The organism is Microbacterium sp. GW821-FHT01D02 (assembly GCF_059422585.1).
Genome location: NZ_JBWKXB010000002.1, coordinates 106,340 through 120,949, shown reverse-complemented (window position 1 = coordinate 120,949; position 14,610 = coordinate 106,340). Strand labels below are relative to the sequence as shown.

Genomic DNA, 14,610 nt, shown 5'->3' with positions numbered 1-14,610 from the left:
GACCACGGGGGAGCGCAAGAAGTTCGGTATTCCGGTCAGAGCCTCCCGAACGTCCGAAGCGGGTGTTCGATGAGCTCGGTCACGCGGCGGAGGAACCCGGCCGCGTACCCGCCGTCGCACACCCGGTGGTCGAAGACGAGCGAGAGCTGGACGATCCGGCGGACCACGATCGCGCCGTCCACGACCCAGGGCCGCTCGAGGATCCGGCCGATGCCGAGGATCGCGACGTCGGGGTGGTTGATGATCGCCGCCGAGCCGTCGACGCCCAGACCGCCGTAGTTGTTGAGGGTGAACGTGGAACCGCGCAGGCGCTCCGGAGGCATCGACCCCGCCCTGGCGGTCGCCGCGAGCTCACGCAGAGCGGCGTCGAGCCGGTCCACGCTGAGGGCGTGCGCGCCGGGGACGACCGGGACCAGGAGTCCGCGCTCGGTGTCGGCGGCGACGCCGAGGTTGACGCCCTCGAACGAAATCAGCTCGTCGCCGTCGTCGCTGAGCCGTGATGCCAGCACCGGGTGCTCCTCCAGCGCGATCAGGACGAAGCGGGCGAGGAGCGCGGTGAGGGACGGAGCCCTGCCGCCCTCGGGTGCCATCTGCCCGCGGAGGTCCCACAGCGCCGTCGCGTCGACGTCGACCCAGACGGTCGCCTCGGGGATCTCGGACCGGCTGCGGCTGAGCTTCGCGCTCACGGCGCGCCGCAACGGCGACAGGCGCTCGCGCGAGAGGACCGTGAGGCCGTCGACCGACTCGCCCGCGCCCGTCGGGGTGTCGCGGTGGTGTGCGGCAGCGCCGTCCACGGCGCTGTCGACGGCGGCGCGCAGCACGTCGGCGCGGGTGACGGCTCCGTCGGCGCCGGTCGCGGCGATCGTGTGCACGTCGAGGCCCAGATCGCGCGCGAGGCGGCGCACGAGCGGGGAGCGGACGGCCACGGGACGGCGTTCGGAGGGAGCGGACGGCGGCGCCGGTGCCGGTGCGGGTGCCGGTGCGGGCGTCGGTGCCGAGGTCGCTGCCGATGCGGATCCGGCGGGGCGGACCGCGCCGGCCGGCGGACGGCGACGCCCCTTCGCTGCGGGTGCCGTGGTGCCGTAGCCGATGAGGACGTTGCCGGATCCGGCCCGCTCCTCCTGGCGGTAGGCCTCGTGTTCGGGCTGGGCGGTCGCGGGCGCGCTCACCTCGAGGACCGGCGCGCCGACGTCGATGGTGTCTCCGGCCGTGCCGTGCAGTGCGGTGACGACCCCCTCGAACGGGGACGGCAGCTCGACCACGCTCTTGGCGGTCTCGACCTCGGCGATCGGCTGGTCCGTCGTGATCGTGTCCCCGACCGCGACGAGCCACTGCACGAGCCCCGCCTCCGTGAGTCCCTCGCCGAGGTCGGGCAGCCGGAAGACCCGCGTGCCGGTGTGCGATGTCAGCGGGGTGCTCATGCGTCCTCGTCCCAGTGCAGGGTGTCGATCGCGTCGAGCACGCGGTCGACGTCGGGCAGGTACCAGTGCTCGAGCTTCGGCGGAGCGTAGGGGGTGTCGAAGCCGGTGACGCGGCGCACGGGAGCGGCGAGGTACTCGAAGCAGCGCTCGAACACACGGGCCTGGATCTCGGAGGCGACACTCGCGTAACCGGGAGCCTCGGCGATGACCACGGCGCGTCCGGTCGACCGGACGGCGGCCGTCACGGAGGCGTCGTCGAACGGCGAGAGCGAGCGCACGTCGACCACCTGCACGCTGCGACCCTCCGCGGCGGCGACCTCGGCGGCCTCGAGTGCGAGCGGCACCGAGGCGCCGTAGGCGAGCAGCGTCACGTCCGTCCCGTCGCGGGCGATGCGCGCCGCACCGAGCTCGGCGGTGATCGAGGTGTCGACCTCGCCCTTGGCCCAGTACAGCTTCTTCGGCTCGAGGAAGATCACCGGGTCGGGGGAGGCGATCGCCGCACGCAGCAGCGAGTAGGCGTCCTGCGGCGTCGAGGGGCTCACGACCGTGAGGCCGGGTGTGTGGGCGTAGTAGGCCTCGGAGGAGTCGCAGTGGTGCTCGACCCCGCCGATGCCGCCGCCGAACGGGATGCGGATCACCAGCGGCATCCGCATGCCGCCGCGGGTGCGGTTGCCGAGCTTCGCGACGTGGCTGACGACCTGTTCGAACGCCGGGAGCGCGAACGCGTCGAACTGCATCTCGATCACCGGGCGCATGCCGTTCATGGCCATGCCGACGGCGGTGCCGACGATGCCGGATTCGGCGAGCGGGGTGTCGAAGCAGCGCTCCTCGCCGAAGCGCGCGGTCAGGCCGTCGGTGATGCGGAAGACCCCGCCGAGCGCCCCGACGTCCTCGCCGAAGACCACCACGTCCGGATCGGACTCGATCGCGTCGGCGAGCGCGCGGTTCAGGGCGGCGGCCATGCTCATCGTCGTCACGGTCGTCGCCTCGCTCTCCGTGCGGGTGTCGTGCTGTGCGATGGTCATCGGTGTTCTCCGTCCCGAGCAGTCCCCGCATCGGCGAGACGCGACCGCTCGATCTCGTCGCGCAGCAGGTGCCACTGCTCCTCGAGCTGCGGCGAACGGGTCGCCGTCACGAAGCGGAACAGGTCTTCGGGGTCGAGATCGGCATCGGTGTTCAGGGCGGCGCGCATGGCTGTCGCGATCTCCTCGGCGCCGGCGGCGAAGCCCTCCTCGGCATCGGCGTCGAGCGCGCCGGTCGACGTGAGGTGGGCGCGCAGACGCAGCAGGGGGTCGCGGTCGATCCACGCCTGCACCTCCTCGCGTTCGCGGTACCGGGTGTCGTCGTCGGCGTTGGTGTGGGCCTGCATCCGATACGTGTGAGCCTCGACGAGCGACGGACCGCCGCCGGCGCGGGCGCGGGACACGGCCTCGCCCAGCACGGCCAGCACCGCGGCGACATCGTTCCCGTCGACGCGCTGCCCCGGCATCCCGTAGCCGATGGCCTTGTGGGCGAGGGAGGGGGCGGCCGTCTGCCGGGAGAGCGGGACCGAGATCGCGAACTCGTTGTTCTGCACGAAGAACACGACCGGCACGTGGAAGACGGCGGCGAAGTTCATCGCCTCGTGGAAGTCGCCCTCGCTGGTCGCGCCGTCGCCGCAGAGCGCCAGCACGACGGTGTCCTCGCCGCGATGCTTCGCGGCCTGAGCGAAGCCCACCGCATGCAGGAGCTGCGTGGCGAGCGGGGTCGCCTGCGGGGCGACGCGATGGGCGCGCACGTCGTAGCCGGAGTGCCAGTCGCCCTTGAGGAGCACCATGGCGTCGGCGGGATCGACACCGCGGGCGATGACGGCGACGGAGTCGCGATAGGTCGGGAACAGCCAGTCCGTGTCGCCGAGCACCATCGCGGCGCCGACCTGGCAGGCCTCCTGCCCGTGCGAGGAGGGATAGACGGCGAGGCGCCCCTGGCGCACGAGGGCGCCGGCCTGGTCGTTGATCCGTCGGCCCTCGACGAGGCCGCGATACGCGGCCAGCAGGGACGCGGTGTCGGGAAGCGCGTAGCGCTCATCCGGGCCGGCCGTCCCGTGCTCGTCGATCAGTCGCACCGCGGTGTCTCGCGGGAGCATGTCGGTGTGCTGCATCCGTTCGCCCTCCTTGCCGAACTCGATGGGGACAGCTTGCCTCCGCGCGCGACAGTCATCCAAGATCATTTGCTCATTCATGGATGAAAGCGCTCTGAATGGGGCATTCTTGAGCGAAACGTCAGAAATTGTGGACCGATGGAAGGGGTCACATGATCGCGCTGGACGAGACGGATCGAGCGATCCTCGAGGAGCTGCGCCGCGACGCGCGTTCCTCGATGACGGCGATAGCGGATGCGGTGCACATCTCCCGAGCGGGCGCGCACGCGAGGATCAAGCGACTCACGGATGCCGGGGTGATCACCGGCTACTCGGTGCGGACCGACCCGGTGCTGCTCGGCCATCACGCGAGCGCTTACGTCACGCTGGCGATCGAGCAGGCCACCTGGCAGGCCGTGAGCGACCGGCTGCGGGCCATCCCCGAGATCGAGCACATGGCGCTGGTCGGCGGAGACTTCGACGTGATCCTCCTGGTGCGCGCGAACGACGCCCGGGACCTGCGTCGGATCGTGCTGGAGGACATCCAGGCGATCCCGTCCATCCGCTCCACGAGGACGACCCTGATCTTCGAGGACTACACGCGGGACTGAGACCCGACCCTCGGGGGCGGGCGACGTCATCCCGCCGCCCGCGAGGGAGCCCGCTCAGATGCCGTCGCCGGCGAGGGACGACACGATGACGATCGCGATGCACGCCGCACCGAAGGCGGTGGCGAGCGCGGTCAGCGCGAGCATCATCCAGCCGCCCGGTGCCCTGACGGTCGGCGGTCCGGGCAGGAGCGACGCCCGCAGCGCGGCGGTGACCCGCAGCTGGCGACGTCGCGCGGCGAACCAGAGTGCGCACGCGGCGGCCAGCCCGACCGCCCCCGGGGCGAGTCCCCAGACGGCGCCGGCGGACGGCAGCACGAGAGGGAAGATCCGCAGCGAGATCAGGGAGCCGATCGCGATCGCCAGGGCGGTGCGCCGCCAGGCGAGCTCGGTGCGCTCCGGTTGCAGACCCGGATCGAACGGTCCCGGACCGGTCACCGCCAGAGCACCCCGGCCAGGACCAGCAGGCCCACGACGGTCGCGACGACCGCGAGCACGACGGCGGAGAACGCCCCGGGCAGGGGACGGGACTGCCGCATGGCCCGTTCCGCCCGCATCCACTCCCACCAGGCGAGAGGGGCGACCGCGGTTCCGGTGATCATGAGGAGCAGCGACGCCGCGAGGCGGAACCCGGGGTGCAGATCCAGGCCGAGCACCTCCAGGGCGACACCGCCGGCGATGAGGGCGAGTCCCGTGCGCGTCCAGGCGAGGAAGGTGCGCTCGTTCGCCAGCGAGAAGCGCGGATCCGGCTCTTCGCCGATGCCGAACACGGAGGCGGGGAAACGTCGCATCGCCTCATCGTAGCGGCGGGTGCGGAGGGGACGGGGCTCGGGTGTCGCCCGGGCCGGACGGGGGAGTCGGCGTCAGTCGACGGTGATGTCGAACCCGGTGGCCGTGGCGGAGACGGTCACCTGGGAGAGGTCGGAAACCAGGGCGGTCGGGTGGTGCGCGGCGGCATGCGGTCCGACACCGATCACGCGCATGCCGGCGGCGAGACCCGCCTGGATGCCCGCGCCCGAGTCCTCGAACACGAGGCAGTCCGCGGGGTCGATCCCCAGCATCTCCGCACCCCGGAGGAAGCCCTCCGGGTCGGGCTTGGACGCCGACACGTCTTCGGCGGTGACGCTGTGCGCGGGCACGGTCAGACCGGCGGCCCGCATCCGCGCCGTCATGAGCGCGACGTTGGCGGAGGTGACGATGGCGTGCGGGAACGGCTGCAGGGCGTCGAGCAGTACCCGCGCTCCGGGGACCTCGATCACTCCGTCGACGTCGCCCGCCTCGGTGGCGAGCATGACGTCGTTCTCCCGGAGGTTGATGGCATGGTCGCGCTCCGGGAGCATGATCGCCATGCTCTGGTGCCCCTGCCGGCCGTGCACGGTGCGCAGCACGGTCTCCGGATCGATGCCGTGCGGCTCGGCCCACGCGAGCCAGAGCCGCTCCACGACCGCTGTCGAGTCGACGAGGGTCCCGTCCATGTCGAGGAGGACGGCGCGGGCGGAGAGAGTCTGGGTCACCGCTCCAGGCTACTGCGGGCGGCGCACGGGGACCGGCAGGGCCGGCTTCTAGGATGTGCATCGGGAAGGAAAGACCATGAACGCACTCGCGAGCAGGGTGATGCAGGTGCTGCGGCAGGTGCGCGGTCCGGAGACGGCGGAGACGGTCTTCGAGGCGACCGCCCTGATCGTGGGCGGCGGCTTCCTCGTCGTCGGCTTCGTGATCGGTCTCCCGGTGTTCTGGGGGCACGAGCTGGCCATCAGCGGCCCGGGCTCCATCGGCGTGTTCGCCGCGTACGGCGGTGCGATCACCGCGGTGATCGCCTTCACCCTCGGACGCCTCGCCGTGCGGCCGGAGCAGCCCGATCCGCAGGCCGTCCGCGACGGTTTCAGCGTGCCCGGCGATCGGCTGCGCTGGTACGACCTCGCGGCGATCGCGTTCGCGCATGCGGCGATCGCTTGCCTGGGCTGGCTGGGGATCGCGGAGCTGCTCGAGCGCAGCTTCACCGACGCGCCGGTGTTCCCGTTCCCCGGTGCCGTGCTGGTGGCCGTGGCCTTCGCCCTGACCGGATACGTCTCGTTCCTCAGCGCCGTCGCGCTCACGCCGATGGTGCTGTCGCTCGTGCTCGCGGTGTTCCTCGTGATCGGCGCCTTCGCCAGCATGCTCGCCTCCAGCGACGTGCACTGGTGGCGCGACAACCTGTCCGCGTTGGGCATGAGCACCAACAGCGCGTCCGTCGCCTTCAACGTGACGCTGGTCATCGCCGGCGTCATGATCACGACGATCTCGCGCTACGCGACCGCGGGGTTGCCCGCCGAAGGTCCGGCCGATCGCCGCGGACGGTTCATCGTGCGCGGCGGCCTGATCCTGATGGGGATCTTCCTGGCCTGCGTCGGGATCTTCCCGGTGGACGAGTTCTTCCTCGTGCACAACACCGTCGCGACGGGGATGACCGTCGTGTTCGCGGTGGTCGTGGTCGGACTCCCGTGGTTCCTGCCCACCATCCCGCGGGTGTTCGTCGCGTTCGGCTGGGCGTACGTGCTCGTCATCGTCCTGCTCGCGGCGTTCTTCGCGGTCGGCTACTACAACCTCACCGCTGTCGAGCTCATCGCGGCGGTCCTGATCTTCAGCTGGATCATCGTCTTCCTGCGCACGGCGGGATCCGTGGGCACCTCGTCTGCCGCACGCGGTGTCGAGGAAGGACGGGCGGACGGCGCGGTCTCGGAGGCGGCGTCCTGACGGCGCGCTCGACGCCCGTGCGACGGGCCGGCGTGGCCACCACCAGGTGAGGTGGAGGGCGGTGCTGCGCCGCCGTGTCAGTCGCGCAGGGCGCGGGTGGCCTCGCGTGTGCGCTGCAGCGCATCGACCGTCTCGGCGAAGCGGCGCTTGGCGATGCCGACGAAGAGGCAGTCGACCAGGGCCAGCTGGGCGATCCGGCTGACCATCGCGCCGGCGCGGAAGGTGGATTCGCGGACCTCGGTGAACAGTGCGTGGTCGGCGGCGCGTGCCAGGGGGGAGTCCTTGGCGGAGGTGACCGCGATGGTCGCGGCGCCGTTGGCCCGGGCGGTCTGGAGGAAGCGCACGGTCTCGGTCGTCGATCCGGCGTGGGAGAAGCCGATGGCGACCGTGGGGGCGGTGTGCAGCACGGTCGCCGCGATCGCCTCGTGGGGGTCGGAGGGCACGTGGGCGTTGCGCCCCACCCGGAGGAGCTTGTGGGCGAGGTCCTCCGCGACGAACTGGCTGGCGCCGATCCCGAACAGCAGGATGCGGTCGGCCGCGTCCACGGCGTCGATCGCGGCCTCGAGCACCGTGAAGTCGAGTCGTGCGACGGTCTCCTCGATCGCGAGCAGCTCGAGCGCGGCGAGCTTGGAGACGGCCTCGTGGAGCGTGTCCTCGTCGGAGATCTCCGAGCCGAAGGCGCCGCGGGCCGAGAACTGCGCCTCCTCCTTGCCGAGCTCGGTCGCGAGCGCCATCCGCAGCGGGGCGTATCCGCTGAACCCGATCGCTCGGCAGAATCGCACGACCGAAGCCACCGACGTGTGGCATTCCTCGGCGAGCTCGTTGATGGTCATGTCGATGACGACGTGGGGGTTCTCCCTGATCGCCGCCCCGACACGGGCGAGTGAGGGTGGCAGCGTCGAGGCGGCGGCCTCGATCGTCGACTGGATGCTCATCTGCTCCTCCGGGGGTGTGGGATTCTCAGTATGTCCTGGCTGTTCGGCCGACGCTCCGTAAATTCTTTTCACTAGTTTTAGATTCAATGTAGAGTTCTTTCCGAAAGTGTTCCGCAGGGCATAGCGAGGAGAGAGATGAGCAGCGTCCCGACGACCGCGGCGGTCGACCTCGGCAAGACCCGATGCCGCATCCTCATCGACCAGGGCGAGCGCCTCATCCGCTCGGGAGTCGGTGCCCCCGGACTCGCGACTCCTCGCGGCGTCGACGACGCGATCGCGGCCATCCTGCCCCTGCTCGACCTCGACGCGCCTCCCGCGCTGCTCGGCGTAGGAGCGGCCGGGGCGTGGGCCGCACCCGTCGCCGCACAGGCGCTCGCGAGCGCGCTCGCCGCATCGACCCGGGCGCGGGTGGCCGTCGCCTCCGATGTCGTGACGGCCCACGCGGGTGCGCTCGGCGGTGCCCCCGGCGTGCTCCTCATCGCCGGAACCGGTGCGGCGGCGCTCGGCGCCGACGCCGACGGCATCCGCCTCATCGACGGCTGGGGCCCCGACCTCGGCGACCTCGGCAGCGGGTCCTGGCTCGGGCGCGAGGCCGCCAGGGCCGTGCAGCGCGCCGCCGTCGGACTCGGGCCCGCGACCCGCCTGACGGCGACCGTGGCGGAGAGCATCCGTCCCGCCGACGACGTGGTCTCCTGGGTCGCGGAGGGCGGATCGATCGCCCGACGGCTCGGAACCCTCGCACCGCTCGTGCTGGACGCCGCGGCGGACGGTGACGCCGTCGCGGGGGAGATCGCCGCGGAGGCCGTCCGCCTGCTCACCGCTTCCGCCGTCGCCGCGTCGTCGCTCGCCCCCGAGGTCGCGCTCCACGGCGGCCTCACCGATCATGACTGGTTCCGTGCCGAACTGGTCTCCGCACTCGACGCGGCGGGACGCACCGTCGTGCCGTCCGCCGGCGACGCCCTGGACGGTGCGCTGCTGCTCGCGCGCCGCACCGACCTCCCCCACGAAAGGTTCGTCCACCGTGCCGAATGACGACTCCCGCCTGTCCGCTCTCCTCTCCGTCCTCGAGGGCCTCGACACCGAGGCGTCGACGACCGAGCGCGGCGATCTGGACCTGCTGGGCACGGCCGAGCTCGTGCGGCGCATGAACGCGGAGGACAGGCGTGTGCCCGAGGCCGTGGCCGAGCGCGCGGACGAGATCGCCACCGTCGTCGACGGCATCACCGAGCGGTTCCGTCGCGGCGGGCGCCTCATCTACATCGGTGCCGGGACGGCAGGGCGCATCGGCGTGCTCGACGCCAGCGAGTGCCCGCCCACGTTCGGTACGGACCCGTCGATGGTGGTCGGCCTGATCGCCGGGGGCGAGACCGCGATCCGCTCCGCCGTGGAGAACGCGGAGGACGACGAGGAGGCGGCCGGCGCGTCGCTCCGCGAGCTCCGGCTCTCCGAGAACGACACGGTGGTGGGCATCTCGGCCTCCGGCCGCACCCCGTACGTGGTGGGCGGACTGGCCTACGCGCGCAGCGTGGGGGCGTTCACCGCGGCCATCGCCTCGAACGCCGGCTCCGAGATCGGAGCCGTCGCCGAGGTGGCGATCGAGGTCGTCACCGGGCCCGAGTTCATCTCCGGGTCCACCCGGCTCAAGTCGGGGACCGCGCAGAAGCTCGTCGTGAACATGCTCACGACGCTCTCGATGATCAACCTCGGCAAGACGTACCGCGGGGTGATGGTCGACCTGCTCGCCACGAACGAGAAGCTCCACGCGCGCTCGATCCGCACGGTCTCACAGCTCGCGGGCGTGGATATCGACCGGGCCGCCGACGCGCTCCGGGCGGCGGACGGATCGGTCAAGCTCGCGCTCCTGATGCTCGCGACCGACGCCGCACCGCAGACCGCGGCATCCGCCCTCGACGCGGCGGACGGCGTCCTCCGGGACGCGATCGCCGCCCTCGCCTGAGCCAGGGTCCTTCGTCGCCCGCGCACGGCCCCGCGCCCGCCCGCGCTCAATAGGATTCGGGTGTGGATGATCTCGTGCCGGCGGCGCCCTGGCTGATGGCCGCGGCGGCGGTCGTCGCGGCGGGGGCCTCGATCGCGGTCGGCCGCGTGGTGCCCTGGCAGGGGCGCCAGACCGTGCTGGTGATGGCGGTGGCCATGCTGGTGACCGCGCTCACGGACGGCGCGCCGCTCTCGGGGCTCGTGCTCGGCGCCGTGCTGCTGCTCTCCGCGATGCTCGGCACGATGGGGGTGCGCGGCACTCCGGAGGCTGCCGGCTGCTTCCGACGGGCGCTCGTCGCGCTGCTCCTGGCCGTGTGCTCCTTCGAGAGCGCATCGACGGGCGCGGCCTCGGCGACGGGCGTGACGGCGGGTGCGCACGGCGGGCACGGCGGTCTCTCCGGACTGCTCGCGATCCTCATCGTCGTCGGGGTGATCGCGGTGGTGCTGTGGAACGTGGTGGAGGGCTGGTTCATCGAACCCGTGCACCACGGGCGTACCGCACGCCTGCTGACGATCGAGTCGTGGGCGCTCGCGGCCGGCACCGCGGTGACCTGCCTCGGCACCTGATCGCCGCCGCGGGGTCCGGTAGCGTGGCCGGATGCCCCTCGCTCTGATCACCGGCGCTGCGCGCGCGAACAGCATCGCCGCGGGCATCGTCCCCCGACTCCGCGCCGCCGGCTGGACGGTCGTCACGAGCGACGTCCGCGATGCCGATCACCTCGCCGACCTCTCCACGTCGGAGGGGCCCGACGCCCTCATCGCCGAGGTGAACGCCGCGCACGGACCGATCTCGGCGCTCATCCTCAGTCACGCGCACGATGTGGAGTCCGGCATCCTCGACACGACCGCCGAGAGCTTCGACCTGCACGTCGCCGTGAACGCGCGGGCGAGTCTGCTGCTGATCGCGGCGTTCGCGCGGCAGGTCGGCGACGACGGGGGAGTGATCCTCGCGCTCACCAGCGACCACGTGACCGGGAACCTCCCGTACGGCGCGTCGAAGGGCGCGCTCGATCGGCTGGTGATCTCGGCCGCGCGTGAGCTCGGACCGCGCGGGATCTCGGCGAACGTCCTGAACCCCGGACCGATCGACACCGGGTGGATGGACGACGAGACGCGCACGGGGCTGGCGGGGATGACGCCCCTGGGGCGCCTCGGGCAGCCGGCGGACGTGGCTGCGGTCGTCGAGTTCCTCGTCTCGGACGAGGGGCGCTGGATCTCGGGTCAGCTGCTCAAGTCCGACGGCGCGTTCTCGGCGCAGTACTGAGGGGACGGGGCCGACAGGGTCGTGATCAGTGCCCGCCGCCGAACTCGATCAGGCCCACGCCGACCGCGATGAGCGCGACACCGACGGCCATCATCGCCGAGAAGTGGTCCTTGAAGATCACCCGTCCCAGCACGGCGGTCAGCGCGACGCCGGCGGCCGCCCAGATGCCATAGGCGACGCCCACCGGCATCCCCAGAGCGAGGATCGTGCCGAGCAGCGTGAACGCGGCGAGGTAGCCGACCACGATCACGGGTATCCAGCGGCGGCGGCGCAGGCCCTCGGAGGCGCGCAGGCTCAGCGTCGCGGTGACTTCGCTCACGATGGCGAGTGACAGCAGCAGCCAGGTCACGGGGTGACCTCCGTCGCCTCGCGCTTGTGCGAGCCGAGCTCGACGAGCAGCACGCCGAGCACGATCACGCCGACGCCGATGATCTGCACCGGGCCCAGCAGCTCTCCGAACAGCACGGTGCCGAGCACTGCGGTGAGCACGACCCCGAACGCCGACCAGATGCTGTATGCGACGCCCACCGGCATCCCGCGATCGAGGACGACCGACAGCAGCCACAGCGAGCCGGAGTAGCCGAGCACCACGACGATCAGCCAGAGCGGATGCGTGAATCCCTCGGCGGCTCGCAGCGAGAGGGTCGCGGTGACCTCCAGGCCGATCGCGACCAGCAGGGGAGGCCATGCCGAGCGGCGGGGGCGGTCAGTCATCGGAGGGCCTTTCGTGGAGCGTCCGAGGAGGGGAACACGAGGGCGGCGTGCGGGATTCCCTCGGCGGCTGCGGAGTGTCCCGGTGCGGTCGCGAGCGCGCCACGAGCGTGGGTCCTTCGGGCTTCCCGACGCCCGGATTCGGCGCGTGTTCGACCGACTTGTACGCTGGAGACATCCCCCGATCCACCCGGCAACTCGCGCGCCGGTGATCTCGGCGCGCGCTCACCATGCAAGGACGCAGATGAACGATTCCGCGGCACACCGCGACGACTGGACCGAGAGCGAAGAGCTGGCGGAGCGGATGATCCCGCTCATCGGAGCACTCCGACGCGAACACGACGTGGTCACCTCGCTGCACGGGCACCGCCTGCTCGGGCTCTCGGCGACCGGCCTCGTCGAGGTGCACGAACGCGTGGCCCAGCTCGGGCACGAGCGCCTTCCCCTCGACGACAGCCTGGCCGTGCTGGAGGCGATCCACGCGCTCGCTCCGGGTGCCTCGTCCCTCGACATCGCCCGCCTCGTCGCCGGGCACGCCGAGAGCGGCCAGTCGCTGGAGACCTACCTCGCCGAGATCCTCGCTCCCGCGATGGGGGCCGTCGCCGCCGAACCCACCGATGTCGTGCTGTACGGCTTCGGACGCATCGGCCGCCTGCTCGCCCGCATCCTCATCGCCCACACCGGCGGAGGAAGCGGACTGCGGCTGCGGGCGATCGTCGTCCGTCGCGGTGCCGAGAACGACCTCGCCAAGCGCGCGTCCCTGCTGCTGCGCGACTCGGTGCACGGCCGCTTCGCCGGATCCGTCACGGTCGACGAGGAGGCCGAGCAGATCATCGCGAACGGCACCCGCATCCAGGTGATCTACTCCGACGACCCGGCGACCATCGACTACACCGCCCACGCCATCCACGACGCCATCGTCGTCGACAACACCGGACGCTGGCGCGACGAGGAGGGGCTCTCGCAGCACCTGCACTCGAAGGGCGTCGCCCGCGTGCTCCTCACCGCGCCGGGCAAGAGTCCGCTCAAGAACATCGTGCACGGCATCAACGACGAGACGATCGCCGACACCGATCGCATCCTCTCCGCCGCCTCGTGCACGACGAACGCCATCACGCCGGTGCTCGCGGCGATCGACGAGGCGTACGGTGTCGTCAAGGGACACGTCGAGACCGTGCACTCGTTCACGAACGACCAGAACCTCATCGACAACTTCCACAAGGGCGACCGGCGCGGACGCTCGGCGGTGCTCAACATGGTCATCACCGAGACCGGGGCGGCGAAGGCCGTCGCCAAGGCGCTCCCGCAGCTCGAGGGCAAGCTCACCGGCAGCTCGATCCGCGTCCCCACCCCTGACGTGTCGCTCGCGGTGCTGCACCTGACGATCGAGCGGCCCGCGACCAAGGAACAGGTCAACGACTACCTGCGCCGCGTCTCGCTGCACTCCAAGCTGCGCCAGCAGATCGACTACGTGGAGAGCCCCGACGTCGTCTCCACCGACTTCGTCGGCTCCCACCGTGCCGGCATCGTCGACGGCCTCGCCACGATCGCCGACGAGGACACGCTCATCCTCTACGTCTGGTACGACAACGAGTTCGGCTACTCCTGCCAGGTGATCCGGGTCCTCGAGGTCATGGCCGGGTCGCACCCGATCGTGCTCCCGGAGCGTCGTGAGGTGACCCTGCAGGGCTGAGACCACCCGTGCGGAGCGTCGGTGGCGCCCGGCATGATGGGGTCATGAAGACCGCGACCCTGCTCGCCGAGCGCCTCCGATCGCATCGCCTCACCGCGCCGACGCGGACCGTCGCGGATGCCGCTCAGCACATGCTCGCGGTGCAGAGCCAGGACTTCACGGCCGGTCGGTGGGCGCTCGCGGTCCGCACGCGTGGCCCGGTGCGACTGCGCGACGTCGATCGCGCGTTCGACCGCGGCGACATCGTCCGCGGCTGGACCATGCGGGGAACACTGCACACCGTGCCGGCGCGCGACCTCGGCTGGGTGCTGGAGGTCACCGCCGGGCGGCAGCGGCAGCAGGCGGCCTCGCGGCACCGGCAGCTGGGCATCGACGACGACATGGTCGCGGCGACCGTCCGGGTGCTCACCCCGGCGCTGCGCGACGGCGGGCGGACCCGCGCCGAGGTGTTCGAGATCCTCTCGGGCATCGGCATCGACCCGTCGGGACAGCGCGGCCTCCACCTGCTCTTCACCCTCACGATCGACGGCCTCATCTGCCAGGGACCCGTCGTCGCCCGAGCGGGTGTGGCGCGGGAGCAGCGGTTCGTCCTCGTCGAGGAGCACATCGGCGAGCACAGCCGGCCCGACGACCCGCTCGCAGAGCTGTTCGTGCGCTACATCGACGGACACGGACCGGCGCGGGTGGCCGACTTCGCGTGGTGGTCGGGTCTCACTCTCGGACAGGCGCGCGAGGCGGCGGACCGGGCGGCCGCACGCGTCGACGAGGTCGACGACGGACTGTTCGCCGCGCTCGCACGGCCCCGACGGGCGACGGGTGCCGCATCCGTCCACGCGCTCGGCGCGTTCGACGAGTACTACATCTCCTATGCCGACCGCACGGTCGTCTGCGCACCCGAGCACCTGGCGGCCGTCGGCCCCGGCAAGAACGGGATGGTGCGCCCCACGATCGTCGAGGGCGGGCGAGTCATCGGAACGTGGTCGCATGCCGTCGCGACCCAGGAGGCGCCGCCCGAGCTGTTCGAGGAACCGACGGACCCGACCGCTGTCGCCGCAGCACTCGCGCGGTTCGCCCGCTTCTCCGACGGCTGACCATGCCCGACTCCGTGAGCACCGTGCCCGTGAGCAGCCT

At 71.8% G+C, this 14,610-nt stretch carries 17 protein-coding genes; 8 read left to right on the top strand and 9 right to left on the bottom strand.

Translation table 11 applies throughout. The features are described 5' to 3' along the window. Positions 1–35: 35 nt before the first annotated feature. From AC07VM_RS09380 to AC07VM_RS09370, 3 genes are read right to left on the bottom strand one after another with little or no spacing between them, the layout of a single operon-like run. Positions 36–1,421 carry a dihydrolipoamide acetyltransferase family protein gene (locus tag AC07VM_RS09380; protein WP_494910852.1) on the bottom strand — a complete coding sequence of 462 codons (1,386 nt, stop codon included), beginning with the start codon at positions 1,419–1,421 and terminating at the stop codon, positions 36–38. Then, positions 1,418–2,446, bottom strand: coding sequence for an alpha-ketoacid dehydrogenase subunit beta (locus AC07VM_RS09375; protein WP_494910851.1), 1,029 nt, complete (start codon positions 2,444–2,446; stop codon positions 1,418–1,420). Before AC07VM_RS09375 ends, AC07VM_RS09380 begins: the two co-directional genes overlap by 4 nt. Further along, positions 2,443–3,561 (bottom strand): thiamine pyrophosphate-dependent enzyme, encoded by a 1,119-nt coding sequence (locus tag AC07VM_RS09370; protein WP_494910849.1) that lies wholly within the window; start codon positions 3,559–3,561, stop codon positions 2,443–2,445. Before AC07VM_RS09370 ends, AC07VM_RS09375 begins: the two co-directional genes overlap by 4 nt. A 152-nt stretch (positions 3,562–3,713) precedes the next feature. Here AC07VM_RS09370 and AC07VM_RS09365 point away from each other — a divergent pair, with 152 nt between their 5' ends. Further along, positions 3,714–4,151 (top strand): Lrp/AsnC family transcriptional regulator, encoded by a 438-nt coding sequence (locus tag AC07VM_RS09365; RefSeq protein WP_267417710.1) that lies wholly within the window; start codon positions 3,714–3,716, stop codon positions 4,149–4,151. Positions 4,152–4,205: 54 nt separating this feature from the next. Here the strand turns inward: AC07VM_RS09365 and AC07VM_RS09360 are convergent, their stop codons facing one another. From AC07VM_RS09360 to AC07VM_RS09350, 3 genes are all read right to left on the bottom strand, one after another. Then, positions 4,206–4,586, bottom strand: coding sequence for a DUF202 domain-containing protein (locus AC07VM_RS09360; RefSeq protein WP_494910847.1), 381 nt, complete (start codon positions 4,584–4,586; stop codon positions 4,206–4,208). Further along, positions 4,583–4,939, bottom strand: coding sequence for a YidH family protein (locus AC07VM_RS09355; protein ID WP_267417712.1), 357 nt, complete (start codon positions 4,937–4,939; stop codon positions 4,583–4,585). Before AC07VM_RS09355 ends, AC07VM_RS09360 begins: the two co-directional genes overlap by 4 nt. A 72-nt stretch (positions 4,940–5,011) precedes the next feature. Further along, positions 5,012–5,662, bottom strand: coding sequence for an HAD-IA family hydrolase (locus tag AC07VM_RS09350; RefSeq protein ID WP_267417713.1), 651 nt, complete (start codon positions 5,660–5,662; stop codon positions 5,012–5,014). A 76-nt stretch (positions 5,663–5,738) separates the two neighbouring features. On the opposite strand from AC07VM_RS09350, the gene AC07VM_RS09345 reads away from it, so the two are divergent. Then, entirely contained in the window at positions 5,739–6,881 is a 1,143-nt protein-coding gene (locus tag AC07VM_RS09345; protein ID WP_494910846.1) for a DUF998 domain-containing protein, read from the top strand. Between the two features lie 77 nt (positions 6,882–6,958). Here AC07VM_RS09345 and AC07VM_RS09340 read toward each other — a convergent pair whose 3' ends face one another. After that, positions 6,959–7,816 (bottom strand): MurR/RpiR family transcriptional regulator, encoded by an 858-nt coding sequence (locus tag AC07VM_RS09340; RefSeq protein ID WP_267417715.1) that lies wholly within the window; start codon positions 7,814–7,816, stop codon positions 6,959–6,961. A 135-nt stretch (positions 7,817–7,951) separates the two neighbouring features. On the opposite strand from AC07VM_RS09340, the gene AC07VM_RS09335 reads away from it, so the two are divergent. The 4 genes from AC07VM_RS09335 to AC07VM_RS09320 all read left to right on the top strand — a co-directional run bounded on the left by AC07VM_RS09335 (position 7,952) and on the right by AC07VM_RS09320 (position 11,075). Continuing rightward, the gene (locus AC07VM_RS09335; protein ID WP_494910845.1) at positions 7,952–8,848 is read left to right on the top strand and encodes a BadF/BadG/BcrA/BcrD ATPase family protein; all 897 of its coding nucleotides are present in this window, start codon (positions 7,952–7,954) and stop codon (positions 8,846–8,848) included. Beyond that, on the top strand, positions 8,838–9,773 hold the full coding sequence (murQ, locus tag AC07VM_RS09330; protein WP_267417717.1) for an N-acetylmuramic acid 6-phosphate etherase: 936 nt from the start codon (positions 8,838–8,840) through the stop codon (positions 9,771–9,773). The genes AC07VM_RS09335 and murQ overlap by 11 nt, the downstream gene beginning before the upstream one ends. A 62-nt stretch (positions 9,774–9,835) precedes the next feature. After that, positions 9,836–10,378: a hypothetical protein gene (locus AC07VM_RS09325; RefSeq protein WP_494910844.1), complete on the top strand. Its 543-nt coding sequence runs from the start codon at positions 9,836–9,838 to the stop codon at positions 10,376–10,378. 31 nt (positions 10,379–10,409) lie between these two features. Next, positions 10,410–11,075 carry an SDR family oxidoreductase gene (locus tag AC07VM_RS09320; RefSeq protein ID WP_494910843.1) on the top strand — a complete coding sequence of 222 codons (666 nt, stop codon included), beginning with the start codon at positions 10,410–10,412 and terminating at the stop codon, positions 11,073–11,075. 25 nt (positions 11,076–11,100) lie between these two features. Here AC07VM_RS09320 and AC07VM_RS09315 read toward each other — a convergent pair whose 3' ends face one another. Next, positions 11,101–11,424: a DMT family transporter gene (locus tag AC07VM_RS09315; RefSeq protein WP_267417720.1), complete on the bottom strand. Its 324-nt coding sequence runs from the start codon at positions 11,422–11,424 to the stop codon at positions 11,101–11,103. Continuing rightward, positions 11,421–11,789: a DMT family transporter gene (locus tag AC07VM_RS09310; protein ID WP_494910842.1), complete on the bottom strand. Its 369-nt coding sequence runs from the start codon at positions 11,787–11,789 to the stop codon at positions 11,421–11,423. Before AC07VM_RS09310 ends, AC07VM_RS09315 begins: the two co-directional genes overlap by 4 nt. A gap of 241 nt (positions 11,790–12,030) precedes the next feature. Between AC07VM_RS09310 and AC07VM_RS09305 the strand changes: the two genes are divergently transcribed. Both AC07VM_RS09305 and AC07VM_RS09300 read left to right on the top strand, forming a co-directional pair. Next, positions 12,031–13,479, top strand: a complete 1,449-nt coding sequence (locus AC07VM_RS09305; protein ID WP_494910841.1) for a glyceraldehyde-3-phosphate dehydrogenase — start codon at positions 12,031–12,033, stop codon at positions 13,477–13,479. Positions 13,480–13,523: 44 nt separating this feature from the next. After that, positions 13,524–14,570: a winged helix DNA-binding domain-containing protein gene (locus tag AC07VM_RS09300; RefSeq protein WP_494910840.1), complete on the top strand. Its 1,047-nt coding sequence runs from the start codon at positions 13,524–13,526 to the stop codon at positions 14,568–14,570. Positions 14,571–14,610: the final 40 nt, after the last annotated feature.

Excerpts from the sequence above, each read along its gene's own strand:
- AC07VM_RS09380 (WP_494910852.1), bottom strand. The coding sequence starts at position 1,421 with ATGAGCACCCCGCTGACATCGCACACCGGCACGCGGGTCTTCCGGCTG.
- AC07VM_RS09375 (WP_494910851.1), bottom strand. The coding sequence starts at position 2,446 with ATGACCATCGCACAGCACGACACCCGCACGGAGAGCGAGGCGACGACC.
- AC07VM_RS09370 (WP_494910849.1), bottom strand. The coding sequence starts at position 3,561 with ATGCAGCACACCGACATGCTCCCGCGAGACACCGCGGTGCGACTGATC.
- AC07VM_RS09365 (WP_267417710.1), top strand. The coding sequence starts at position 3,714 with ATGATCGCGCTGGACGAGACGGATCGAGCGATCCTCGAGGAGCTGCGC.
- AC07VM_RS09355 (WP_267417712.1), bottom strand. The coding sequence starts at position 4,939 with ATGCGACGTTTCCCCGCCTCCGTGTTCGGCATCGGCGAAGAGCCGGAT.
- AC07VM_RS09345 (WP_494910846.1), top strand. The coding sequence starts at position 5,739 with ATGAACGCACTCGCGAGCAGGGTGATGCAGGTGCTGCGGCAGGTGCGC.
- AC07VM_RS09340 (WP_267417715.1), bottom strand. The coding sequence starts at position 7,816 with ATGAGCATCCAGTCGACGATCGAGGCCGCCGCCTCGACGCTGCCACCC.
- AC07VM_RS09335 (WP_494910845.1), top strand. The coding sequence starts at position 7,952 with ATGAGCAGCGTCCCGACGACCGCGGCGGTCGACCTCGGCAAGACCCGA.
- AC07VM_RS09320 (WP_494910843.1), top strand. The coding sequence starts at position 10,410 with ATGCCCCTCGCTCTGATCACCGGCGCTGCGCGCGCGAACAGCATCGCC.
- AC07VM_RS09310 (WP_494910842.1), bottom strand. The coding sequence starts at position 11,789 with ATGACTGACCGCCCCCGCCGCTCGGCATGGCCTCCCCTGCTGGTCGCG.
- AC07VM_RS09305 (WP_494910841.1), top strand. The coding sequence starts at position 12,031 with ATGAACGATTCCGCGGCACACCGCGACGACTGGACCGAGAGCGAAGAG.
- AC07VM_RS09300 (WP_494910840.1), top strand. The coding sequence starts at position 13,524 with ATGAAGACCGCGACCCTGCTCGCCGAGCGCCTCCGATCGCATCGCCTC.